Genomic DNA, 20,620 nt, shown 5'->3' on the forward strand with positions numbered 1-20,620 from the left:
TCCGTCGACAATCCGGGACGAGCCCGTCCTAAAGTACGGACGTTCGATTGCCGATGATGGAAGTTTTGCCCGGCTACCCGTTACCGGACCGGCCACCGGCTCCCCGGCCGCCGGCCGCCGGCCGCCGGCCGCCGGCCGCCGGCCGCCGTCCCCGGCCCGCACTCCGCCCTGTCGCCGCCCCGCCGCGGTCGGACCGCCGTCAGGCCGCCGCGTCGCACTCCTGGGCGCGCAGGGCGCGAGCCAGGTCGTCCCGGGCCTCCAGCACCAGGCGGCGCAGCGCCGGCGCGCCGTCCTCGTGCGCGGCGAGCCACGCGTCCGTCGCCTCCAGCGTCGCCGGGTGGTCCTGGAGCGACGGGAACAGCCCGCGCACCACGTCCATGCCGATCTGGATCGACCGCTCGGCCCACACCCGCTCGACGGCCGCGAAGTACTTCTCCGCGTACGGCGCGACGAGCTCCCGCTGCGACGGCTGGGCGAACCCCGAGATCACCGCCTCCACCAGCGCGTTCGACAGCCGGTCCGACTCCACGACCTGCGCCCACGCCTGCGCCTTGACCGCCGCCGAGGGCCGCGCCGCCAGGCAGCGCACCTGGTGCCGCTTGCCGGACGCGGTGTCGTCCCGGGCGAGCTCCGCCCCGATCGCCGCCTCGTCGGCCCGGCCGTGCGCGGCGAGCGGCTCCAGGAACGCCCAGCGCAGCTCCTGGTCGACGTCGAGCCCGTCGACCTTCTCCGTACCCGCCAGCAGCCCCTGGAGCAGGGCGAGGTCGGCGTCCTGCGAGGCGACCGCCGCGAAGAACCGCGCCCACGTCAGCTGGTGCTCGCTGCCGGGCTCCGCCCGCCGCAGCTCGCGCAGCGCGCCCTCGGCGAGGAGCCGGCCGCCCGTCGCGCGCCACGCGGGCGCCGCGTAGTGCACGAGCGCCGTCCGCGCCCACGCGTGGAGCATCTGGAGCACGCCGATGTCGCTCTCGCGGCCCGCGAAGTCCAGGACCAGCGCGACGAAGTCCCGCGCCGGCATCAGCGCGTCGCGCGTCATGTTCCACAGCGCCGACCAGCACAGCGCCCGCGCCAGGGGGTCCTCGACGTCGCCGAGGTGGGCCCGGAGCGTGGCCAGCGACTCCTCGTCGAAGCGGACCTTGCAGTACGTCAGGTCCTCGTCGTTGACCAGGACCAGCGCCGGCCGCTCGGCGCCGGCCAGCTCGGCGACGGCCGTGCGCCGCCCCGTGACGTCCACCTCGGCGCGGGCGTACCGCACCAGCCGGCCGCCCTCCAGCCGGTACAGGCCGACCGCGGCGCGGTGCGGGCGGAGTTCGGCGCCGTCCTGCTCGACGACCAGCTCGGCGATCCGGCCCCCGCCCCCGGCTCCGCCGCCCGCGTCGGCGTCGTACGTCAGGACCGGGGTGAGGGCGTTCACGCCCGAGGTCTCCAGCCAGGACCGGGACCACGCCTTCAGGTCGCGCCCGGAGGTCTCCTCCAGCACGGCCAGCAGGTCGCCGAGGGTGGTGTTGCCGTACGCGTGCCGCTTGAAGTAGCGGCGGGAGCCCTCCAGGAACGCCTCCCGGCCCGCGTAGGCGACGAGCTGCTTCAGCACGGCCGCGCCCTTGGCGTAGGTGATCCCGTCGAAGTTGAGCTTGGCGTCCTCCAGGTCGCGGATGTCGGCCGTGATCGGGTGCGTCGACGGCAGCTGGTCCGCGCGGTACGCCCACGCCTTGCGGTTGTTGGCGAAGGTGGTCCAGCCGTTGGCGAACCGGGTGGCCTCCACCATCGAGAAGGTGCCCATGAAGTCCGCGAAGGACTCCTTCAGCCACAGGTCGTCCCACCACTTCATGGTGACCAGGTCGCCGAACCACATGTGCGCCATCTCGTGGAGGATGACGTTGGCCCGCCGCTCGTACGCCGCGCGGGTCACCTTGCCCCGGTAGATGTACTCCTCGCGGAAGGTGACCATGCCGGGGTTCTCCATGGCGCCGAGGTTGTACTCGGGCACGAACGCCTGGTCGTACTTGCCGAAGGGGTAGGGGTAGTCGAACGTGTCGTGGAAGAAGTCGAGCCCCTGCTTGGTGACGAGGAAGACGTCCTCCGCGTCGAAGTGCCGGGCGAGGCCCTTGCGGCACATCGCGCCGAGCGGGATCTCCAGGTCGCCGCGCCGGTAGACGTCCGTGACGTGGTGGTACGGCCCGGCGACGACGCACGTGATGTACGTGGAGATGGGGCGGGTCTCCGCGAACCGCCACACGCCCCCCTCGCGGGACTCCTCCGCGCCGTTGCTCCACACCGTCCAGCCCTCGGGCGCCGCCACCTCGAAGCGGTAGGGGGCCTTCAGGTCGGGCTGCTCGAAGTTGGCGAAGACGCGGCGGGCGTCGGCCGGCTCGTACTGCGTGTACAGGTAGACCTCGCCGTCCTCCGGGTCGACGAAGCGGTGCATGCCCTCGCCGGTGCGGCTGTAGGCGCACTGCGCGTCCACGACCAGGACGTTCTCCTCGGCCAGCCCGTCCAGGGCGATCCGTGCCCCGTCGAAGACGGCCGCCGGGTCCAGCTCCCGCCCGTTCAGCGTGACCGAGGTCACCGAGGGGGCGACCAGGTCGGCGAAGGTGCCCGCGCCCGGGGTCGCGCAGCGGAACCGGACGGTCGTCACGGACCGGAACGTACGGTCCCGCTCCTCGCCCTCCCCGACGGCGGACCGCAGGTCGAGCGCGACGTCGTACCCGTCGACGGACAGCAGGGCGGCCCGCTCGCGGGCCTCGTCGCGGGACAGATTCTCACCGGGCACGGGCACTCCTTCGTGACTCGTTGGTACGGCGGTGATCCTCCCACGCCACCCGGACGCCGGATAAGCGGGAATGCCCTCGTCGGCCCCCGGTGTTGTCGCGGTCGAGCGCACCGCACCTTCCCGCGCGACGCCCGGATCCGAGGAGAGAGATGTCCGAGACGAGGACCACCGCCGACTTCTGGTTCGACCCGCTGTGCCCGTGGGCGTGGATGACGTCCCGCTGGATGCTGGAGGTCCAGGAGGTCCGCCCGGTGGACGTGCGGTGGCACGTGATGAGCCTCGCCGTCCTCAACGAGAACAAGCTCGACGAGCTGCCCGAGGAGTACCGGGAGATGCTCGCGACGCAGGCCTGGGGCCCGGTGCGGGTCGCCGTGGCCGCCGAGCAGCTGCACGGCCCCGAGGTGCTCGGCCGGCTCTACACCGCGATGGGCACCCGCTTCCACAACGAGGGCCTGGGCCCCACGCGCGAGGCGATGGCGGCCGCCCTCGCGGACGCCGGGCTGCCGGCCGGACTGCTGGAGTACGCCGACCGGGACACCTACGACGCCGAGCTGCGCGCCTCCCACAAGGAGGGCATCAACAAGGTCGGACAGGACGTCGGCACGCCGGTCATCTCGGTGCCGGGCCCCGACGGCACGGAGGTCGCGTTCTTCGGCCCGGTCGTCACTCCCGCGCCCCGGGGCGAGGCGGCGGCGCGGCTGTGGGACGGCACGCTGCTGGTGGCGTCGACGCCCGGCTTCTACGAGATCAAGCGCACGCGCACCGAGGGCCCGATCTTCGACTGAGCCCCGCCGGGCCCGGCCGCGGGCCCCGACACGCCGAACGGCCCCCCGCGAGTCCTGTCCTCGCGGGGGGCCGTTCCTTCATCCGCCTGCCACGTGAAGGGTGAGAAGACGATCACGAGCAGGACGACTGGGGCGCGGGGCGCCGTCAGGGGGCGATGAGCGGCGTGCGGTCCTTCGCCTCGGCGTAGCGCTTGGCGACGTCCTGCCAGTTGACGACCTGCCACATGGCCTCGATGAAGTCCACCTTCTGGTTCTTGTACTGCAGGTAGAAGGCGTGCTCCCAGGCGTCGAAGACCAGGATCGGCACGGAGCCCTGGCCGACGTTGCCCTGGTGGTCGTAGACCTGCTCCACGATGAGGCGGCCGCTGACCGGCTCGTACGCGAGGACGCCCCAGCCGGAGCCCTGCGTCGTCGCCGACGCCTTGGTCAGCTGGGACTTGAAGCGGGCGAACGAGCCGAACGACTCGGCGATCGCGTCCGCGAGCTCGCCGACGCCGTCCTTCTCCAGCGGCTCGCCGCCGCCCTCGCCCGTCATGTTGTGCCAGTAGATGGAGTGCAGGATGTGGCCCGAGAGGTGGAAGGCCAGGTTCTTCTGGAGGCCGTTGATGGAGCCCCACTGCTCCTTGTCCCGCGCCTCCTCCAGCTGCTCCAGGGTGTCGTTCGCGCCTTTGACGTACGCGGCGTGGTGCTTGTCGTGGTGCAGCTCGATGATCTCCGGGCTGATGACGGGCGCCAGCGCCGCGTAGTCGTAGGGAAGTTCCGGAAGGGTGTAGATCGCCATGGCCGAGCCTCCGACTGCGCTTATTGCAACCAATGTGCAAGTGCAGGCTAGCAGCAGTGCCCCATGGAGTTGATCAGCCCTTCGTCGTAGGTCCGGCGGCCGTGTCCCGGCCGCGGCGGACGGACGAAAGGGGGGAGGCCCCGGCGCGTCGTCGCGCCGGGGCCTCCCCCCTTCCACCGAATGCGGGTGGGTCAGTCCTCGGCCTTGGCGGGCTTCGCGGCCGCCTCGGCCCCGGCCTTCTCGGCCTTCTCGGCGTTCTGGGCCTTCCTGGCCGCCGGCACCGTGGCGGCGGCCGTCGGCTCGGCGGGCTCCGTCGCCGGCTCGGCGGCCTCGGCCGTCGGCTCGGCGGCGGCCGGCGTGCCGGCGGGGGCGGGGGCCGGGGCGCCCGCGACCGCCGCGGCGGTCGCGGGGCCGGCGGTCATCCGCTGGTGGGCGTAGCCGACCACGGCGAGGAAGACGACCAGGCCGCCCGTGTAGTACAGCTGGACCCGGGTGCCCTCCTCGCGCGCCATCAGCAGGAACACCGCGGCGATGCCGGCGAGCGCGGCCCACGTCAGGTACGGGTACGCCCACATCCGCACGGCCAGCCTCTCCGGCGCCTCCTGCTCCAGGCGGCGCCGCAGCACCAGCTGGGAGACGGCGATGAAGAACCAGACGACCAGGATGATGGCGCCGATCATGTTGAGCAGCCACATGAAGATGTCGTCCGGCCGCCAGTAGCTGAGCAGCACGCACAGGAAGCCGAAGACCGACGAGGTCAGCACCGCGACGCGCGGCACGCCGCCCGAGATCCGGCCCAGCCCCTTGGGGCCCTGGCCGCGCGCCACGAGGGAGCAGGCCATGCGGGAGGCGCCGTAGATGTTGGCGTTCATCGCCGAGAGCAGCGCGATCAGGACGACGACGTTCATGATCTCGCCGGCGGCGGGCAGGCCGAGGTGCTCCAGCGTGGCGACGTAGGAGCCGCCGGCGAGCGACTCGCTGTTCCACGGGATCAGCGTGACGATCACCGCCATGGAGCCGATGTAGAAGACGGCGATGCGCCACATCGCCGTGCGGACGGCCTTGGCGACGCCCTGCACCGGGTGCTCGGACTCGGCGGCGGCGATGGTGACGGTCTCCAGACCGCCGTACGCGAAGACCGAGGCGAGCAGACCCACGATCAGGCCCTCGCTGCCGTTGGGCAGGAAGCCGCCCTGGCCGGTCAGGTTCGTCAGGCCGGGGGAGTCGGTGCCCGGGAGCAGGCCGAGGATGGCCAGCAGGCCGATGACGAGGAAGAGGGTGATGGCGCCGATCTTCAGCGCCGCGAACCAGAACTCGAACTCGCCGAAGTTCTTCACGGCGGCCAGGTTGGTCAGGCAGAAGACCAGCATGAAGAGGGCGACCATCGACCACTCGGGCACACCCGGGAGCCAACCGGTCACGATCTTCGCGGCGCCGATGGCCTCCAGGCCGACGGCCACGCACAGCAGGAACCAGAAGGCCCAGCCCGCGGTGAAGCCCGCCCACGGGCCGATGGCCCGCTCCGCGTGGACGGAGAAGGAGCCGGAGGCCGGGTTGGCCGCCGACATCTCACCGAGCATGCGCATCACCAGCATGACGAGCAGGCCGGAGATCGCGTAGGCGACGATGATCGAGGGGCCCGCGGCGGCGATGGCGGCACCCGAGCCGACGAAGAGGCCGGCGCCGATCACGCCGCCGAGGGCGATCATCGACAGGTGGCGCTGCTTGAGCCCGTGGGTGAGCGGCACGTCGGTGACCGGTGTGCCGCCCTCGGGTGGGCTGTCGACGGCGGCCGGTTCGGCGGGCGCGGAGGTCCGAGACATGGGTGGGCCCTGTTCCGTATCGGGGGGAGGTGGAAGGGACGCCACAGTCTCGATGCGGGCCCCGGCCACAGGGAACACGTTTCCGCTATACGGACACAGCGCTCACACATTGTGAAGCCTTGCCCACGGAAACATCACAAGCGGAGGGCGATCACCGCTTGTCCGAAAAACCGCCGTCACTCCCGCCGCGCACGCCGCTCCCGCAGCAGCGCCACGGCCACCACGGCCGCCGTCGCGCCAGCGGACCACAGCACCTGCGGCCGGGTCGCCTCCTCCCGGAGCATCAGCACCACCACCCCGGTCATCGCGGCCAGGGCCACCCACGTCAACCACGGGAAGCCCCACATCCGCAAGGTCAGGGACTCCGGCGCCGCGGCCTCGATCCGGCGCCGCAGCCGCAGCTGCGACAGCGCGATCAGCGCCCAGACGAAGAGCAGCACGGCCCCCACGGAGTTGAGCAGATAGAGGAAAACGGAATCCGGCCACTTCAGGTTCAGCAGCACGGAGACGAACCCGAACGCCACCGACGCCAGCACCGCCCGGCGCGGCACCCCGCCCGCCGACACCTCCAGCAACCCCCGAGGCGCCTCCCCGCGCTCGGCGAGCGAGAAGACCATCCGCGACGCCCCGTACAGGTTGGCGTTGAGCGCCGACAGCAGGGCCACGAAGACCACGACGTCCATCACCTGCCCGGCCGCCGGCACCCCCACCTCGTCGAGCACGGCGACGTACGGGCTGAGTCCCGGCGTCATCCGCGTCCACGGCAGCAGCGCCACGACGACCAGCATCGACCCCACGTAGAAGAAGAGGATCCGCCACACCGCGCTGCGCACCGCGCGCGCCACGTTGCGCGCCGGGTCGTCCGACTCGGCGGCGGCGATCGTCACCACCTCGAGGCCGCCGAAGGCGAACACCACGGCGAGCACCCCGGAGACCACCCCCGCCCAGCCGTTGGGCAGGAACCCGCCCTGCCCCGTCAGGTTCGCCATCCCGACCGGCTCGCGCCCCGGCAGCCACCCCAGCACCGCCGCGACCCCGATCAGCAGGAACGCGACGATCGCCGCGACCTTCAGCGAGGCGAACCAGAACTCCGCCTCGCCGAAGGTGCGGACGGCGGCCAGGTTGGCGGCGGTGAACACCACCATGAACAGCAGCACCCACCCCCACTGCGGCACCGCCGGCAGCCACCCGGTCGCGATCCGCGCCGCGCCCGTCGCCTCCACCGCCAGCACCACCACCAGCAGGAACCAGTAGAGCCAGCCCACCGAGAACCCCGCCCAGCGGCCCAGCGCCCGCTCGGCGTGCACCGAGAACGCCCCCGACGCGGGCATCGCCGCCGACATCTCGCCCAGCATCCGCATCACCAGCAGCGCGAGCGCCCCCGCGATCAGGTACGACAGGACGATCCCCGGGCCCGCCACCGCGATCCCCGCGCCCGAGCCGACGAACAGCCCGGCGCCGATCACCCCGCCCAGCCCGAGCATCGTCAGATGACGGCGTTTCAGCGCGTGCGCCAGCGGCTCGGTGGGGGCGGTCACGGTGTCCTGCATGGTGCTGCGCACACTTTCCTCGTACGGCGGTACGGGCACCCGGCCCGCGTCTGCTTTGGTGAGACCCCACAGTCTCTCCGTACGGCGCCGCTCCGCGCAAAAGGGACCGATCAACCACCGCTCCTAGTGACACGTATCACGTCCATCCGTGGTTGGTGGCGGCTCTTTGTGCGAAGTCCACCAACAGCGGGAGTGGGGCTTTGTCGTCGGCTGACGGTGATCGACCGTTCACCCCTGGGCTACGGTCGGCCTGTCCCCCGCCCCACCGTCCGCGGAGCACCGCGGAGTACCGGAGTCCCGATGAGCACTGCCGCCGCTGCCGCACCCGCCCGTACCGGAACGGTCCTCGCCGACCTGCTGCCCGCCAGCCGGGTCCGCGACATCGCGCTCGTCGCCGGGGGCGCCGTCCTCACCGGCCTCGCCGCCCAGGTCTCCCTGCCCGTGCCGGGCTCCCCGGTGCCCGTCTCCGGCCAGACCTTCGCCGCCCTCCTCGTCGGCACCGCGCTCGGCGCCCGCCGCGGCTTCCTCTCCCTCGCCCTCTACGCGCTCGTCGGCATGGCCGGCGTGCCGTGGTTCGCCGAGGGCACCGCCGGGTACGCCATGCCGACCCTCGGCTACATCCTCGGCATGCTCCTCGCCGCGACCGCAGTCGGCGCCCTCGCCCGCCGCGGCGCCGACCGCTCGGTCCTGCGCATGGCCGGCACGATGGCGCTCGGCTCCCTGATCATCTACGCGGTCGGCGTGCCCTACCTGGCCCTCGCGACCGGCATGCCGCTCTCCCGCGCGGTCGCCGTCGGCCTGCTGCCGTTCCTGATCGGCGACGCCCTCAAGGCCGCCCTCGCCATGGGCCTGCTGCCCACCGCCTGGCGGCTCGCCGGCCCCCGCGACTGACCCCGCGCCGCCGCACCACGACGAAGGGCCCCCACCCGTCCGGGTGGGGGCCCTTCGCCACGGCGGCGGCGCCGCTCAGACCTTCGGGGCCGTCCGGTGCCTGCGGTCCACGACCACACCGACGGCCACGACGACCGCCGCGACCAGCACCGACAGCAGCACGACCCGGCGGTTGGCGTCGTCGAACAGCATGTAGACGAGCACGAACGCGATCATCGCGGCCGTCGCCCACGTCAGGTACGGGAAGCACCACATCCTGACGGTGACCCGCTCCGGGGCCTCCCGCATCAGGATGCCGCGCATCCGCAGCTGGGTGAGGCAGATGACCAGCCACACGAACAGCGCGACGGCGCCCGAGGAGTTGAGCAGGAACGTGAAGACGGTGTCCTTGAACGCGTAGTTGAAGTACACGGCGACGAAACCGAACGCGACCGACGCCCAGATCGCGACGGACGGCACGCCCTTGGCGTCGACGCGGGCGAAGGACTTCGGCGCGTCACCGCGCTCACCCAGCGAGAACGCCATGCGGGAGGCCGTGTACAGGCCCGAGTTCAGGCAGGACAGCACGGCCGTCAGCACGATCACGTTCATGATCTGCCCGGCGTGCGGGATGCCGATGGAGTCGAGCGCGGCGACGTACGAGCCCTTCCGGGTGATCGACGCGTCGTTCCACGGCAGCAGCGTCAGCACGACCAGGATCGACCCCAGGTAGAAGACGGCGATGCGCCAGATCACGCTGTTGGTCGCCTTGGTGACCGCGCGGCGCGGGTCCTCCGACTCGCCCGCCGCCAGGGTGACGATCTCGCTGCCCATGAAGGAGAAGACGACCATCAGCACCCCGGTGAGCACCGCCCCGACGCCCTTGGGGAAGAACCCGCCGGTGTCCGTCAGGTGCGCGAACCCCGCCCCCGGGTTGTCCGAGCCGGGCAGCAGCCCGAAGACCGCCAGCAGACCGATGACGACGAAGCCGCCGATGGCCACGACCTTCACCCCGGCGAACCAGAACTCGAACTCGCCGTACGACGACACCGACACGAGGTTGGTCGCCGTCAGCACGATCATCACGATCAGCGCCCAGGCCCACTGCGGAACGGCCGGCACCCAACCCTCCAGGATCACGGCGCCCGCCGTCGCCTCGACGGCGAGGACCACGACCCAGAAGAACCAGTACAGCCAGCCGATCGAGAAGCCCGCCCAGCGGCCCAGGGCGCGCTCGGCGTAGGAGGAGAAGGAGCCGGAGTCCGGGCTGGCCGCGGCCATCTCGCCCAGCATCCGCATCACGAAGACGACCATCACGCCGACGAGGGCGTACGACAGGAGGATGGCGGGCCCGGCCGCGGCGATGCCGCCGGAGGAGCCGACGAACAGGCCGGCGCCGATGACGCCGCCGATGGCGATCATGGAGAGGTGGCGGTTCTTGAGACCCGCCTTGAGACCCTGGGAGGGCTGCGAAGTGCCGGGATCGCCGGGCGTTTCGCCTTCCTTCAGCAGGTCGGTCTGGGTTGTCATGGGCAATTCCTTAGTCCTTTGGTCGCTCGGGTCGCGAGCCCACGCATTGAACACTGCCCACGGCACGGCCGTCGGCCCCGGGTCCGGACCGTTGCGCGCGTCACGTCCCCGCCACCCGCCGGCGGGCCCCGGGGGGCCGCCGACGGCGACCCCCGACGGCCCCCGGGGCAGGCCCGCCGTGTCACACTCGGTGCCATGCGCGTGTACCTCGGCTCGGACCATGCCGGCTACGAACTCAAGAACCACCTCGTCGAGTGGCTGAAGGCCCACGGCCATGAGCCCGTCGACTGCGGACCCCACATCTACGACGCCCAGGACGACTACCCGCCGTTCTGCCTGCGCGCCGCGGAGCGGACGGCCGCCGACCCGGAGGCCCTCGGCGTCGTCATCGGCGGCTCGGGCAACGGCGAGCAGATCGCCGCCAACAAGGTGAAGGGCGTCCGTGCCGCCCTGGCGTGGAGCGAGCAGACCGCCGCCCTGGGCCGCGAGCACAACAACGCCAACGTCGTCGCCGTCGGCGCCCGGATGCACTCCACGGACGAGGCCACCCGGTTCGTCGAGGTCTTCCTCGCCACGCCGTACTCCGGCGACGAGCGCCACACCCGCCGCATCGACATGCTCGCCGCGTACGAGACGACCGGCGAGCTGCCCCCGATCCCGGCCCACCACCCGCGACAGGACTGACCCTTGCCCGAAGGGCACACGATCCACCGGCTGGCCGCCGACCACCGCGAGCGGTTCGGCGGCCGGCCCGTGCGGGTGAGCAGCCCGCAGGGGAAGTTCTCCGACGCCGCGGCGCTCCTCGACGGCTCGGTGCTGCGCACCGCCGAGGCGCACGGCAAGCACCTCTTCCTCGGCTTCGGGCCCGAGGAGTGGGTCCACATCCACCTCGGCCTCTTCGGCAAGGTCGCCTTCGGTCCGGCCCCCGCGCCGCCGCCCACCGACACGGTCCGCCTGCGCATCGCCCACGCCGACGCCTACGTCGACCTGCGCGGCCCCACCACCTGCGCGCTCGTCACCGAACCCGAGAAGCAGGCGGTCCACGACCGGCTCGGCCCCGACCCGCTGCGGCCCGGCGACGACCCGGACCGGGCCTGGCACCGGATCTCCCGGTCCCGCACGAGCGTCGCCGCCCTGCTCATGGACCAGAAGGTCGTCGCGGGCGTCGGCAACGTCTACCGGGCCGAGGTGCTGTTCCGGCACGGCATCGACCCCTACCGCGCCGGCCGCGACCTGCGCCGCGAGGAGTGGACCGCGCTCTGGCAGGACCTCGTCGCGCTGATGCGCGAGGGCGTCCGCCACAACCGCATCGACACGGTCCGCCCGGAGCACACCCCGGAGGCGATGGGCCGCGCCCCGCGCGTCGACGACCACGGCGGCGAGGTGTACGTCTACCGCCGGACCGGGCAGCCCTGCCACGTCTGCGGCGGGGAGGTCCGCGCCGCCGGCCTCGCGGCCCGCAACCTCTTCTGGTGCCCCACCTGCCAGCCCTCCTGACCCGACCGCCGGCCCCCCGCCCCCGCCCTCCGGAGCCGCCCGGGCCCGACCCGCGGGGCCGCCCCCTCGCCCCGCCCTCCGGAGCCACCCCGCCGGGCCCGCCCGAGCCACCGCCGGCCCCCCGCCCTGCCGCAGCCGCCTGGCCCGGTGCCGTACGCCATCCGTACCCGGCGGTGCGGACGGCCGGTGCCGGGTACGGTCGGACCGCCGCGCAGCCGGCCCCGACGCGGCGCCGTAGCCGGACCACGGCGGGACGCCCGCTCCCGGCGCCGGACCGGGCCCCCGGCGGCCCGGTCCGGGCACGCGGGCCGTCCGGCCGCCGCCGCGCCATCGGGGTGAGCGCCGCGCACCTCCCCGGCCCGCCCCCGAGCCCGTTCCGGCCCGGCATATGCCATGCGTACGGTCCGCCCCGGCCGCCGGGACCCGATTTCGAACGCAATGTCACGGGGGTCCCCCTGCGCGCCGCGCACCCGGATCGATAGGGTCCAGGCCAATGGCCCGCAGCGCACGACGGATCGACGCGTACACGGCCCGGTACCGCAAGGCGGCCCACCGGGGCCGCGTCGCGCTGCGCAAGTCCGCCGTCGACTACTTCCGCGGCGACGGCTCCGACTGGATCGCCCTCGCCGGGCTCTTCCTCACCATCCCGGCCATCCTGTTCGCCACCCTCGCCGCACCCGTGTGGTGCGCGCCGGAGTCCCTCGTCCTCCCGATCGTCGCCGGCGGCCTGCTGCTGCGCCCGGCCAGCCTGCTGGGGCTCTACGCCGCTGCCGCAGCCGCGCTGATCGTCGAGTCCGCCGTCCTCGGCCCGTACACCGAGGGCGCCGCCCGGGTGACCCCCGGCACGGTCCTCGTCGTCGCCGCGTGCGGCCTGTTCGGGCTGCTGATCGCCCAGTTCCGGGCCCGGGTCGGCGTGCCCTGGCGGCGCGGCGGCACGATGCTCTTCGACCTGCGCGAGCGCATCCGCGTCCAGAGCGCGCTGCCGCAGCTGCCCGCCGGGTGGCACCGCGAGATGGCGCTGCGGCCCGCCGGCGGCCAGTCGTTCTCCGGCGACTTCGTCGTCGCCGCGCGCACCCACGGCGGCCGGACCCTGGAAGTCGTCCTCACCGACGTCTCCGGCAAGGGCATGGACGCCGGGTCCCGGGCGCTGCTGCTCTCCGGCGCCTTCGGCGGCCTGCTCGGCTCCCTCCCGCCGCACGGCTTCCTCCCGGCCGCCAACGGCTACCTGCTCCGCCAGGACTGGGACGAGGGCTTCGCCACCTCCATCCACCTCGTCCTCGACCTGGAGTCAGGCGACTACGAGCTGCTCTCCGCCGGCCACCTGCCCGCCCTCCAGCTCCACGCGGGCAGCGGCCGCTGGGAGGAGATGGCCGCCGACGGACCCCTGCTCGGCGTGTACGACGGCGCCGAGTTCCACTCCCTCAAGGGCAGCCTGCGCCCCGGCGACGTGCTGATGCTCTTCACCGACGGCCTCGTCGAGGCGGCCGACCGCGACATCGCCGAGGGCATCGACCGGCTCACCGGCGAGGCCGACCGGTACGTCGCCACCGGCTTCCGCGGCGCGGCCTGGCACCTGATCGAGGCGTGCGCCAAGGACGTCAACGACGACCGGGCGCTGCTGATCGTCTCCCGCGACGCCTGACCCCCGCACCCCCTCGGCGTACAGTCACCGGCATGCCGCACCTCTCGCTCCCGCAGGTCGAAGCCCTCGCGCGCCGCGCCCACGCCGGGCAGGAGGACAAGGCGGGACGCCCCTACGCCGAGCACCTGCGGGCCGTCGCCGACGGCGTCCGGGCGCGCGGCGGGAGCGAGGCGCAGATCGCCGCGGCCTGGCTGCACGACGCGGTCGAGGACGAGGCCCTGACGGCGCAGGAGCTGGCGGACGCGGCCCTGCCGCGGGAGGTGAAGGACATCGTCCTGGCGCTGACCAAGCGCCCCGGCGAGGACCCGGCCCGGTACGCCGACCGGATCCTCGCCGTGCCGGGCGCCCGCCTCGTCAAGGAGGCCGACCTCGCCCACAACGCCGACCCCGCCCGGCTCGCCGCCCTGGACGCGCCGACCCGCGACCGGCTGACCGCCAAGTACGCCCGCATGCGCCGGCTCCTCGGCCTCACGACCGACTGACCACCTCCGCGCCCCCCGCGGAGGCGCCCCCCGCGGAGCCCGCGTCCACGCAGGCCGGGGCGGAGGGGGCAGCCCCCGCGGAGGCCGGCGCCGGCGGCCCGGCCGGGCCCTCGGTCTCCCGCGCCCGCGGCCCGGCCGGGGCCCGCCCCTCACCCGCCACCGGCCCGGCGCCGGTCGGCGGGACCCGGCGGAACGCCCACTCCAGACGCGGCTCGACCGCCCACCGCAGCGCCCGCCGCACCGGCGGGGTGCACATCAGCGTCACGGTGACGGCGGCCGCGGCGGTCAGCCCCACCCGGCCCGCCGGCGTGGCCAGCACCTCGTGGGCCTCGACGAGCCGCCAGTACTGCAGGGCCTTCACGGCGAAGCCGTGCAGCAGGTAGCCGCAGACGCTCCCCGCCCCGAGCACGGTGAACCAGGTCCGCCGGGCGGGCACCCACGCCAGGAACGCCGCCGTCAGCACCAGCGCGCAGCCGCCGAGGGCGAGCGTCGCGACCGGCCCCGCCCACCACTGCACGTCCAGCTCCTGCGCGCTGGTGTTCCGGTAGAACCAGCCCATCCGCACGTGCGGGGCCACCGCGTACGCCACGACCGGCGCGAGGGCCGCGACCACCACGGCGGCCGCCCGCACCGCCCGCCGCCGCAGCAGCCGGAAGTGCTCCTCGCGCAGGCACAGCCCGAGCACGAAGAAGGGCAGGAACTGCAGCACCCGCTGGAGGTCCAGGTCCGCCGCGATGCGCGGGGTCAGCGAGGCGAGCGCGGCGATGACCACCGCGACCGGCAGGGGGTGGCGCAGGGTCCGCCACAGCGGCGCGGAGAGCCGCCAGACGAAGAGCGCCAGCAGGAACCACGTGAGGTAGAACGGGTCGGTCAGCGAGAAGGCGGTCTGCGGCGCGTCCTCGGCCCAGCGCCGGTAGAGCGTGTACGCGACCTCGAAGACCAGGTACGGCACGGCGACGCCGGACACGAGTCTGCGCAGCTGGTCGGGGCGACCGGTGAAGGACCGGGAGAAGTACCCGGAGATGATCACGAACGCCGGCATGTGGAAGGCGTAGACGAGCATGTACAGCGCGCGCGTCGCCCGGCTGCCCGCCATGACCGGCTCCCAGACGTGGGCCACCGCGACGAGCACGATCGCCAGGTACTTGGCGTTGTCGAAGTAGGCGTCCCGCTGACTGCGTTCTTCGTGGCGTGGCTGGAACATCCGAGGCACCCTAGCCGCGCCCCGCGCCGTGCCGGAAAGTCGTCGCGATCGATCACCGCACGGATCGCCCTGCCCGAAATGACACCACAAATCCCGGACAAGCGGCGCGATTCGCCCCGGCCGGCGGTCCGGGAACTCGCCCCCTGCACCGCCCGTGCGGATTTCCTGTGACGGACTCGCGGGCACTCGGGGAGGATTGCCGCGCGTTCCGTCGCGGAATCCCCCTGACCCCGTGCTCCGACCGGGTCGCCCCGGGCCGGCGGCCGCGGCCGGGAGTCCGCGATGTGTCACGGGGCAGCATGAAAGGGGCCGTTGGTGGCACGATGGTCGGCGGGCGGGGGAGTGCCGGGCCGTGTGCCCCCCGGGCCGTGCTGGCGGACCGACCGAGGGGTGAACTGGTGGCTATTTCGCTGTCCGTGGTGCTGCTGTTGGCGATCGTCCTGATCGTGATGATCCGAGGTGGCTCGATCAAGGCGGGGCCCGCCGTGGTCGCCGCGCTCTTCGGCTTCTTCCTGGCGTCCTCGGGCCTCGGGCCCACCATCAGCAAGGTGCTCAACGAGATAGGCGCGTCCATCAGCAAGATCAACTTCTAGCGCGGGCCGCCGACGCCTTCCGGCCACGCGGAACGCCCCGGACCCACCCGGCGGCGGTCCGCGCGGCCACCGCGAACGACTCCGGCCCGGCCGGGACCCGAGGGTCCCGGCCGGGCCGGAGCGCTGTGGAGCGGGCGACGGGAATCGAACCCGCGTAGCTAGTTTGGAAGACTAGGGCTCTACCATTGAGCTACGCCCGCGAGCGGCGCACCGCGCGCGTCATCCGGAGCGACGGCCGCGGCACGTAGTGCATCGTAGCGGGTCCGCGCCCCTCGTCGCACACCGCTTGGGTGTGCCGACGCAGCGCCCGCGGGCATGTACCCTACGTGTCGCACCGACGGGGTGTGGCGCAGCTTGGTAGCGCGTCCGCTTTGGGAGCGGAAGGCCGTGGGTTCAAATCCCGCCACCCCGACCACGACACGTCCCTCGCGCGCGTACGCGGCCGTCCGCGCCCGCGCGCGACGCAATCAAGATCACGTTGTGGGGCGCCTCCTCCTTGCGGTTACTATGCAAGCTGCGTGCCCGTGTGTCTCTCTGACCGGGCCGATCCGCTGGGACGCCGCAGTCAGCGCCCAGCTGAAACCAGAATCAGCCACCAAGGAGACCGAACCGTGAAGAGCGCCGTGGAGACCCTGAACCCGACCCGGGTTCGGCTCACTGTCGAGGTGCCCTTCGAGGAGCTCAAGGCCAGCCTCGACGCGGCGTACAAGAAGATCAACCAGCAGGTCACGGTCAAGGGCTTCCGCAAGGGCAAGATCCCGGCCCGGGTCATCGACCAGCGGTTCGGCCGTGGTGCGGTGCTGGAGGAGGCCGTCAACGACGCCCTGCCCAAGCTCTACACCGAGGCGGTCAACGAGGCGGACGTCAACCCGCTGGGCCAGCCCGAGGTCGACATCACCGAGCTGAAGGACGGCGAGCTGCTGGCCTTCACCGCCGAGGTCGACATCCGCCCGGCGATCGAGATCCCGGACTACTCCGGCATCGAGGTCACCGTCGACGCGGTCGAGGTCAGCGACGAGGACGTCGAGAAGTCGGTGGAGCAGCTGCGCGAGCGCTTCGCGTCCACCGCGCCGGTCGAGCGCGCCGCCGCCGAGGGCGACGTCGTCACGATCGACCTGGAGGCCAAGGTCGACGGTGAGGTCCTCGCCGACGGCGTCGCCGAGGGCGTGCAGTACACCATCGGCTCCGGCGAGCTGCTCGACGGCATCGACGAGGCCGTGACCGGCCTGGAGGCCGGTGGCGAGGCCACCTTCACCTCCACGCTGAAGGGCGGCTCCGCCGAGGGCAAGGAGGCGGAGGTCACCGTCAAGGTCACCACCGTCGCCGCCCGGGAGCTCCCCGAGCTGGACGACGAGTTCGCCCAGATGGCGAGCGAGTTCGACACCCTCGACGAGCTCAAGGCCGACAGCCGCAAGCGCCTTGAGAACATGAAGCAGTACGACCAGGCGACCCAGGCGCAGGAGCGCGTCCTGGAGGAGCTGCTGAAGCTGGTCGAGGTCCCGATCCCCGAGAAGCTCCTCGAGGACGAGGTCAACACCCGCAAGCACAACCTGGAGCACCACCAGCTCGGCCAGATGGGCCTCACGGTGGAGAAGTACCTGGAGCTCCAGGGCAAGACGGTCGAGGAGTTCGACGCCGAGACCAAGGAGCAGGCGGTCAAGGGCATCAAGACCCAGTTCATCCTCGACGAGCTCGTCTCCCGCGAGAAGCTCAACGTCAACCAGGAAGAGCTGACCGAGCACCTGATGCGCCGCGCCGCGTCCTCCGGCATGAGCCCGGACCAGTTCGCGCAGGCCGTCGTCGAGGGCAACCAGGTCCCGATGCTCGTCGGCGAGGTCGCCCGCGGCAAGGCCCTGGCCCTGGTCGTCGAGTCGGCCAAGGTCGTCGACACCGAGGGCGAGCCCGTCGTCCTGGACGACGACTCCGACGACTCCGAGGGCACGGACGAGGTGGAGGAGGCGGCCGAGGCCGCCGACACCACCGAGGAGAAGAAGACCGAGGCCTGAGCAGCCTCGCCCTGAGCTCCACGGCGGGCTCCGGACGCTTCGCGCGCCCGGGGCCCGCCGCCGTACTCACGGAACCTTGCGCTCCCAGCGAACAGTTCGGGAACCGGGATGGCGCCCGCCCACCTGCGCGTTAGGGTCCATGAATACGAGGGCAGGGGGGAGTACCCGCCCCCAGTACGACAGACGCTGAGACGGCCGCCGCGGCCGTCGGAGACGAGCAGGTGGATACGTGACGAATCTGAAGCCTTACGCCGCGGGTGAGCCGTCCATCGGTGGTGGCCTCGGCGACCATGTCTACAACCGGCTGCTCGGCGAGCGGATCATCTTCCTCGGCCAGCAGGTCGACGACGACATCGCCAACAAGATCACCGCGCAGATGCTCCTCCTGGCCGCCGACCCGGACAAGGACGTCTACCTGTACATCAACAGCCCCGGCGGCTCGGTGACGGCCGGCATGGCGATCTACGACACCATGCAGTACATCCCGAACGACGTGGTGACGATCGGGATGGGCATGGCCGCCTCCATGGGCCAGTTCCTGCTCACCGGCGGCGCGGCGGGCAAGCGCTTCGCCCTGCCGAACACCGACATCCTGATGCACCAGGGCTCCGCCGGCATCGGCGGCACCGCCTCCGACATCAAGATCCAGGCCGAGTACCTGCTCCGCACGAAGCGCCGCATGGCCGAGATCACCGCGCGGCACTCGGGCCAGTCCGTCGAGACGATCATTCGCGACGGTGACCGCGACCGCTGGTTCACCGCGGAGGAGGCCAAGGAGTACGGCCTGATCGACGAGATCATCTCCGCCGCCTCGGGCGTTCCGGGCGGTGGCGGCACCGGCGCCTGAGCGCCCGCCCCGCCCCTGCCCTTCGAGCCCCAGCCCGTCGAACGCCACCAGGATGGTGAACACCCCATGAGCAACTTCTCCGCGAGCGGCCTCTACACCGGCCCGCAGGTGGACAGCCGCTACGTCGTCCCGCGCTTCGTCGAGCGCACCTCCCAGGGCGTGCGCGAGTACGACCCGTACGCCAAGCTCTTCGAGGAGCGCGTGATCTTCCTCGGCGTGCAGATCGACGACGCCTCCGCCAACGACGTCATGGCGCAGCTGCTGTGCCTGGAGTCGATGGACCCCGACCGGGACATCTCGGTCTACATCAACAGCCCCGGCGGCTCCTTCACGGCGCTGACGGCGATCTACGACACGATGCAGTTCGTGAAGCCGGACATCCAGACGGTCTGCATGGGCCAGGCGGCCTCCGCCGCCGCCGTCCTGCTGGCCGCCGGCACGCCCGGCAAGCGCATGGCGCTGCCGAACGCCCGCGTGCTGATCCACCAGCCGTCCGGCGGCACCGGCCGCGAGCAGCTCTCCGACCTGGAGATCGCGGCCAACGAGATCCTCCGCATGCGCACGCAGCTGGAGGAGATGCTGGCCAAGCACTCCAGCACCCCGATCGAGAAGATCCGTGACGACATCGAGCGTGACAAGATCCTCACGGCCGAGGACGCCCTGGCGTACGGCCTGATCGACCAGATCGTCTCGACCCGCAAGAGCACGGCGGCCGCGGCGGCCTGACGCTCGACCTTCCCTTGGCACGGCCCGCCGCGGACACCCGTCCGCGCCAACCGTGCCAAGGGGGGCCCGAACGGGGGGCCCGGCAAGGTACCGTCGGATATGAGGCACCAGGAGTCGGCTGCGAACAAGCCGCTCCCAGGCGAAGGGGAAGCACCTCGTGGCACGCATCGGTGATGGCGGCGACCTGCTCAAGTGCTCGTTCTGCGGAAAGAGCCAGAAGCAGGTGAAGAAGCTCATCGCAGGACCCGGTGTGTACATCTGCGACGAGTGCATCGACCTCTGCAACGAGATCATCGAGGAAGAACTCGCCGAGACGAGCGAGGTGCGCTGGGAGGAACTCCCCAAGCCCCGCGAGATCTACGAGTTTCTCGAGGGGTACGTCGTCGGGCAGGAGCCCGCGAAGAAGGCCCTGTCGGTCGCGGTGTACAACCACTACAAGCGCGTGCAGGCCGGCGAGAACGGCGGCGCGCAGGGCCGGGACGACGCGATCGAACTGGCCAAGTCCAACATCCTGCTGCTGGGCCCGACGGGCTCCGGCAAGACGCTCCTGGCCCAGACCCTCGCGCGCATGCTGAACGTGCCGTTCGCCATCGCCGACGCGACGGCGCTGACGGAGGCCGGCTACGTCGGCGAGGACGTCGAGAACATCCTCCTGAAGCTCATCCAGGCGGCCGACTACGACGTCAAGAAGGCCGAGACGGGCATCATCTACATCGACGAGATCGACAAGGTCGCCCGTAAGAGTGAAAACCCGTCCATCACACGGGACGTGTCCGGTGAGGGCGTCCAGCAGGCGCTGCTGAAGATCCTGGAGGGCACGACCGCCTCCGTCCCGCCGCAGGGCGGCCGCAAGCACCCGCACCAGGAGTTCATCCAGATCGACACGACGAACGTGCTGTTCATCGTGGGCGGTGCCTTCGCCGGCCTGGAGAAGATCATCGAGTCCCGGGCGGGCGCGAAGGGCATCGGCTTCGGCGCGACGATCCGCTCCAAGCGGGAGATCGAGGCGAGCGACCAGTTCCAGGAGGTCATGCCGGAGGACCTGGTGAAGTTCGGGATGATCCCCGAGTTCATCGGCCGCCTCCCCGTCATCACCTCCGTCCACAACCTGGACCGCGAGGCGCTGCTGAAGATCCTCGTCGAGCCGCGCAACGCCCTGGTGAAGCAGTACCAGCGCCTGTTCGAACTCGACGGCGTGGAGCTGGACTTCGACCGCCCCGCCCTGGAGGCCATCGCCGACCAGGCCATCCTCCGCGGCACCGGCGCGCGCGGCCTGCGGGCCATCATGGAGGAGGTCCTCATGTCGGTGATGTACGAGGTGCCGTCCCGCAAGGACGTGGCCCGCGTCGTCGTCACCGAGGACGTCGTCCACAACAACGTCAACCCCACCCTCGTGCCCCGGGTCGTCAAGGACCCGGGCCGCCACGAGAAGAGCGCGTAGCGCGCGGCTCCACCACGACGCCAGGGCGCCCGGCCGGTTCACCAACCGGCCGGGCGCCCTGGCGTCGTCCCCCCGG

At 72.2% G+C, this 20,620-nt stretch carries 17 protein-coding genes and 2 tRNA genes; 12 read left to right on the forward strand and 7 right to left on the reverse strand.

The window, feature by feature from the left end:
• Positions 1–199 precede the first annotated feature (199 nt).
• A complete protein-coding gene (gene pepN, locus LPA54_RS07705) occupies positions 200–2,767 on the reverse strand; it encodes an aminopeptidase N (RefSeq protein ID WP_228975104.1) in 2,568 nt (855 codons plus the stop codon).
• Between the two features lie 149 nt (positions 2,768–2,916).
• Between pepN and LPA54_RS07710 the strand changes: the two genes are divergently transcribed.
• On the forward strand, positions 2,917–3,552 hold the full coding sequence (locus LPA54_RS07710) for a DsbA family protein (RefSeq protein ID WP_228975106.1): 636 nt from the start codon (positions 2,917–2,919) through the stop codon (positions 3,550–3,552).
• Positions 3,553–3,697: 145 nt separating this feature from the next.
• On the opposite strand, the gene LPA54_RS07715 is transcribed toward LPA54_RS07710, so the two are convergent.
• From LPA54_RS07715 to LPA54_RS07725, 3 genes are all read right to left on the reverse strand, one after another.
• Positions 3,698–4,333: a superoxide dismutase gene (locus LPA54_RS07715; RefSeq protein ID WP_228975108.1), complete on the reverse strand. Its 636-nt coding sequence runs from the start codon at positions 4,331–4,333 to the stop codon at positions 3,698–3,700.
• Between the two features lie 191 nt (positions 4,334–4,524).
• Entirely contained in the window at positions 4,525–6,156 is a 1,632-nt protein-coding gene (locus LPA54_RS07720; RefSeq protein ID WP_228975110.1) for an amino acid permease, read from the reverse strand.
• Positions 6,157–6,332: 176 nt separating this feature from the next.
• Positions 6,333–7,706, reverse strand: a complete 1,374-nt coding sequence (locus tag LPA54_RS07725) for an amino acid permease (protein ID WP_228975218.1) — start codon at positions 7,704–7,706, stop codon at positions 6,333–6,335.
• A 300-nt stretch (positions 7,707–8,006) separates the two neighbouring features.
• Here LPA54_RS07725 and LPA54_RS07730 point away from each other — a divergent pair, with 300 nt between their 5' ends.
• Positions 8,007–8,597 (forward strand): biotin transporter BioY, encoded by a 591-nt coding sequence (locus tag LPA54_RS07730; protein ID WP_228975112.1) that lies wholly within the window; start codon positions 8,007–8,009, stop codon positions 8,595–8,597.
• Between the two features lie 75 nt (positions 8,598–8,672).
• Here the strand turns inward: LPA54_RS07730 and LPA54_RS07735 are convergent, their stop codons facing one another.
• A complete protein-coding gene (locus tag LPA54_RS07735; RefSeq protein ID WP_228975114.1) occupies positions 8,673–10,106 on the reverse strand; it encodes an amino acid permease in 1,434 nt (477 codons plus the stop codon).
• Between the two features lie 195 nt (positions 10,107–10,301).
• On the opposite strand from LPA54_RS07735, the gene LPA54_RS07740 reads away from it, so the two are divergent.
• From LPA54_RS07740 to LPA54_RS07755, 4 genes are all read left to right on the forward strand, one after another.
• The gene (locus tag LPA54_RS07740) at positions 10,302–10,790 is read left to right on the forward strand and encodes a ribose-5-phosphate isomerase (RefSeq protein ID WP_228975117.1); all 489 of its coding nucleotides are present in this window, start codon (positions 10,302–10,304) and stop codon (positions 10,788–10,790) included.
• A 3-nt stretch (positions 10,791–10,793) separates the two neighbouring features.
• Positions 10,794–11,603 (forward strand): Fpg/Nei family DNA glycosylase, encoded by an 810-nt coding sequence (locus LPA54_RS07745; protein ID WP_228975118.1) that lies wholly within the window; start codon positions 10,794–10,796, stop codon positions 11,601–11,603.
• Between the two features lie 493 nt (positions 11,604–12,096).
• Positions 12,097–13,245 carry a PP2C family protein-serine/threonine phosphatase gene (locus LPA54_RS07750; RefSeq protein ID WP_228975119.1) on the forward strand — a complete coding sequence of 383 codons (1,149 nt, stop codon included), beginning with the start codon at positions 12,097–12,099 and terminating at the stop codon, positions 13,243–13,245.
• A 32-nt stretch (positions 13,246–13,277) separates the two neighbouring features.
• A complete protein-coding gene (locus LPA54_RS07755; protein ID WP_228975120.1) occupies positions 13,278–13,727 on the forward strand; it encodes an HD domain-containing protein in 450 nt (149 codons plus the stop codon).
• Here the strand turns inward: LPA54_RS07755 and LPA54_RS07760 are convergent.
• Positions 13,714–14,931, reverse strand: coding sequence for an acyltransferase family protein (locus LPA54_RS07760; protein WP_228975121.1), 1,218 nt, complete (start codon positions 14,929–14,931; stop codon positions 13,714–13,716). The genes LPA54_RS07755 and LPA54_RS07760 overlap by 14 nt on opposite strands.
• 398 nt (positions 14,932–15,329) lie before the next feature.
• On the opposite strand from LPA54_RS07760, the gene LPA54_RS07765 reads away from it, so the two are divergent.
• On the forward strand, positions 15,330–15,524 hold the full coding sequence (locus LPA54_RS07765; RefSeq protein WP_228975125.1) for a hypothetical protein: 195 nt from the start codon (positions 15,330–15,332) through the stop codon (positions 15,522–15,524).
• A gap of 126 nt (positions 15,525–15,650) precedes the next feature.
• Here LPA54_RS07765 and LPA54_RS07770 read toward each other — a convergent pair.
• Positions 15,651–15,724 (reverse strand) — tRNA-Gly (locus tag LPA54_RS07770).
• Between the two features lie 138 nt (positions 15,725–15,862).
• Between LPA54_RS07770 and LPA54_RS07775 the strand changes: the two genes are divergently transcribed.
• The 5 genes from LPA54_RS07775 (at position 15,863) to clpX (ending at position 20,544) form a co-directional block, all read left to right on the forward strand.
• Positions 15,863–15,939, forward strand: a tRNA-Pro gene (locus tag LPA54_RS07775).
• A 196-nt stretch (positions 15,940–16,135) separates the two neighbouring features.
• Positions 16,136–17,530, forward strand: coding sequence for a trigger factor (gene tig / locus LPA54_RS07780; protein ID WP_228975126.1), 1,395 nt, complete (start codon positions 16,136–16,138; stop codon positions 17,528–17,530).
• Between the two features lie 229 nt (positions 17,531–17,759).
• Positions 17,760–18,377, forward strand: a complete 618-nt coding sequence (locus tag LPA54_RS07785; protein WP_228975127.1) for an ATP-dependent Clp protease proteolytic subunit — start codon at positions 17,760–17,762, stop codon at positions 18,375–18,377.
• 66 nt (positions 18,378–18,443) lie between these two features.
• Positions 18,444–19,103: an ATP-dependent Clp protease proteolytic subunit gene (locus tag LPA54_RS07790; RefSeq protein WP_058945381.1), complete on the forward strand. Its 660-nt coding sequence runs from the start codon at positions 18,444–18,446 to the stop codon at positions 19,101–19,103.
• Positions 19,104–19,260: 157 nt separating this feature from the next.
• A complete protein-coding gene (gene clpX, locus LPA54_RS07795) occupies positions 19,261–20,544 on the forward strand; it encodes an ATP-dependent Clp protease ATP-binding subunit ClpX (protein ID WP_228975129.1) in 1,284 nt (427 codons plus the stop codon).
• The last annotated feature ends 76 nt before the right edge of the window (positions 20,545–20,620 follow it).

Source organism: Streptomyces sp. DH12 (assembly GCF_020873895.1).
Classification (GTDB): domain Bacteria; phylum Actinomycetota; class Actinomycetes; order Streptomycetales; family Streptomycetaceae; genus Streptomyces.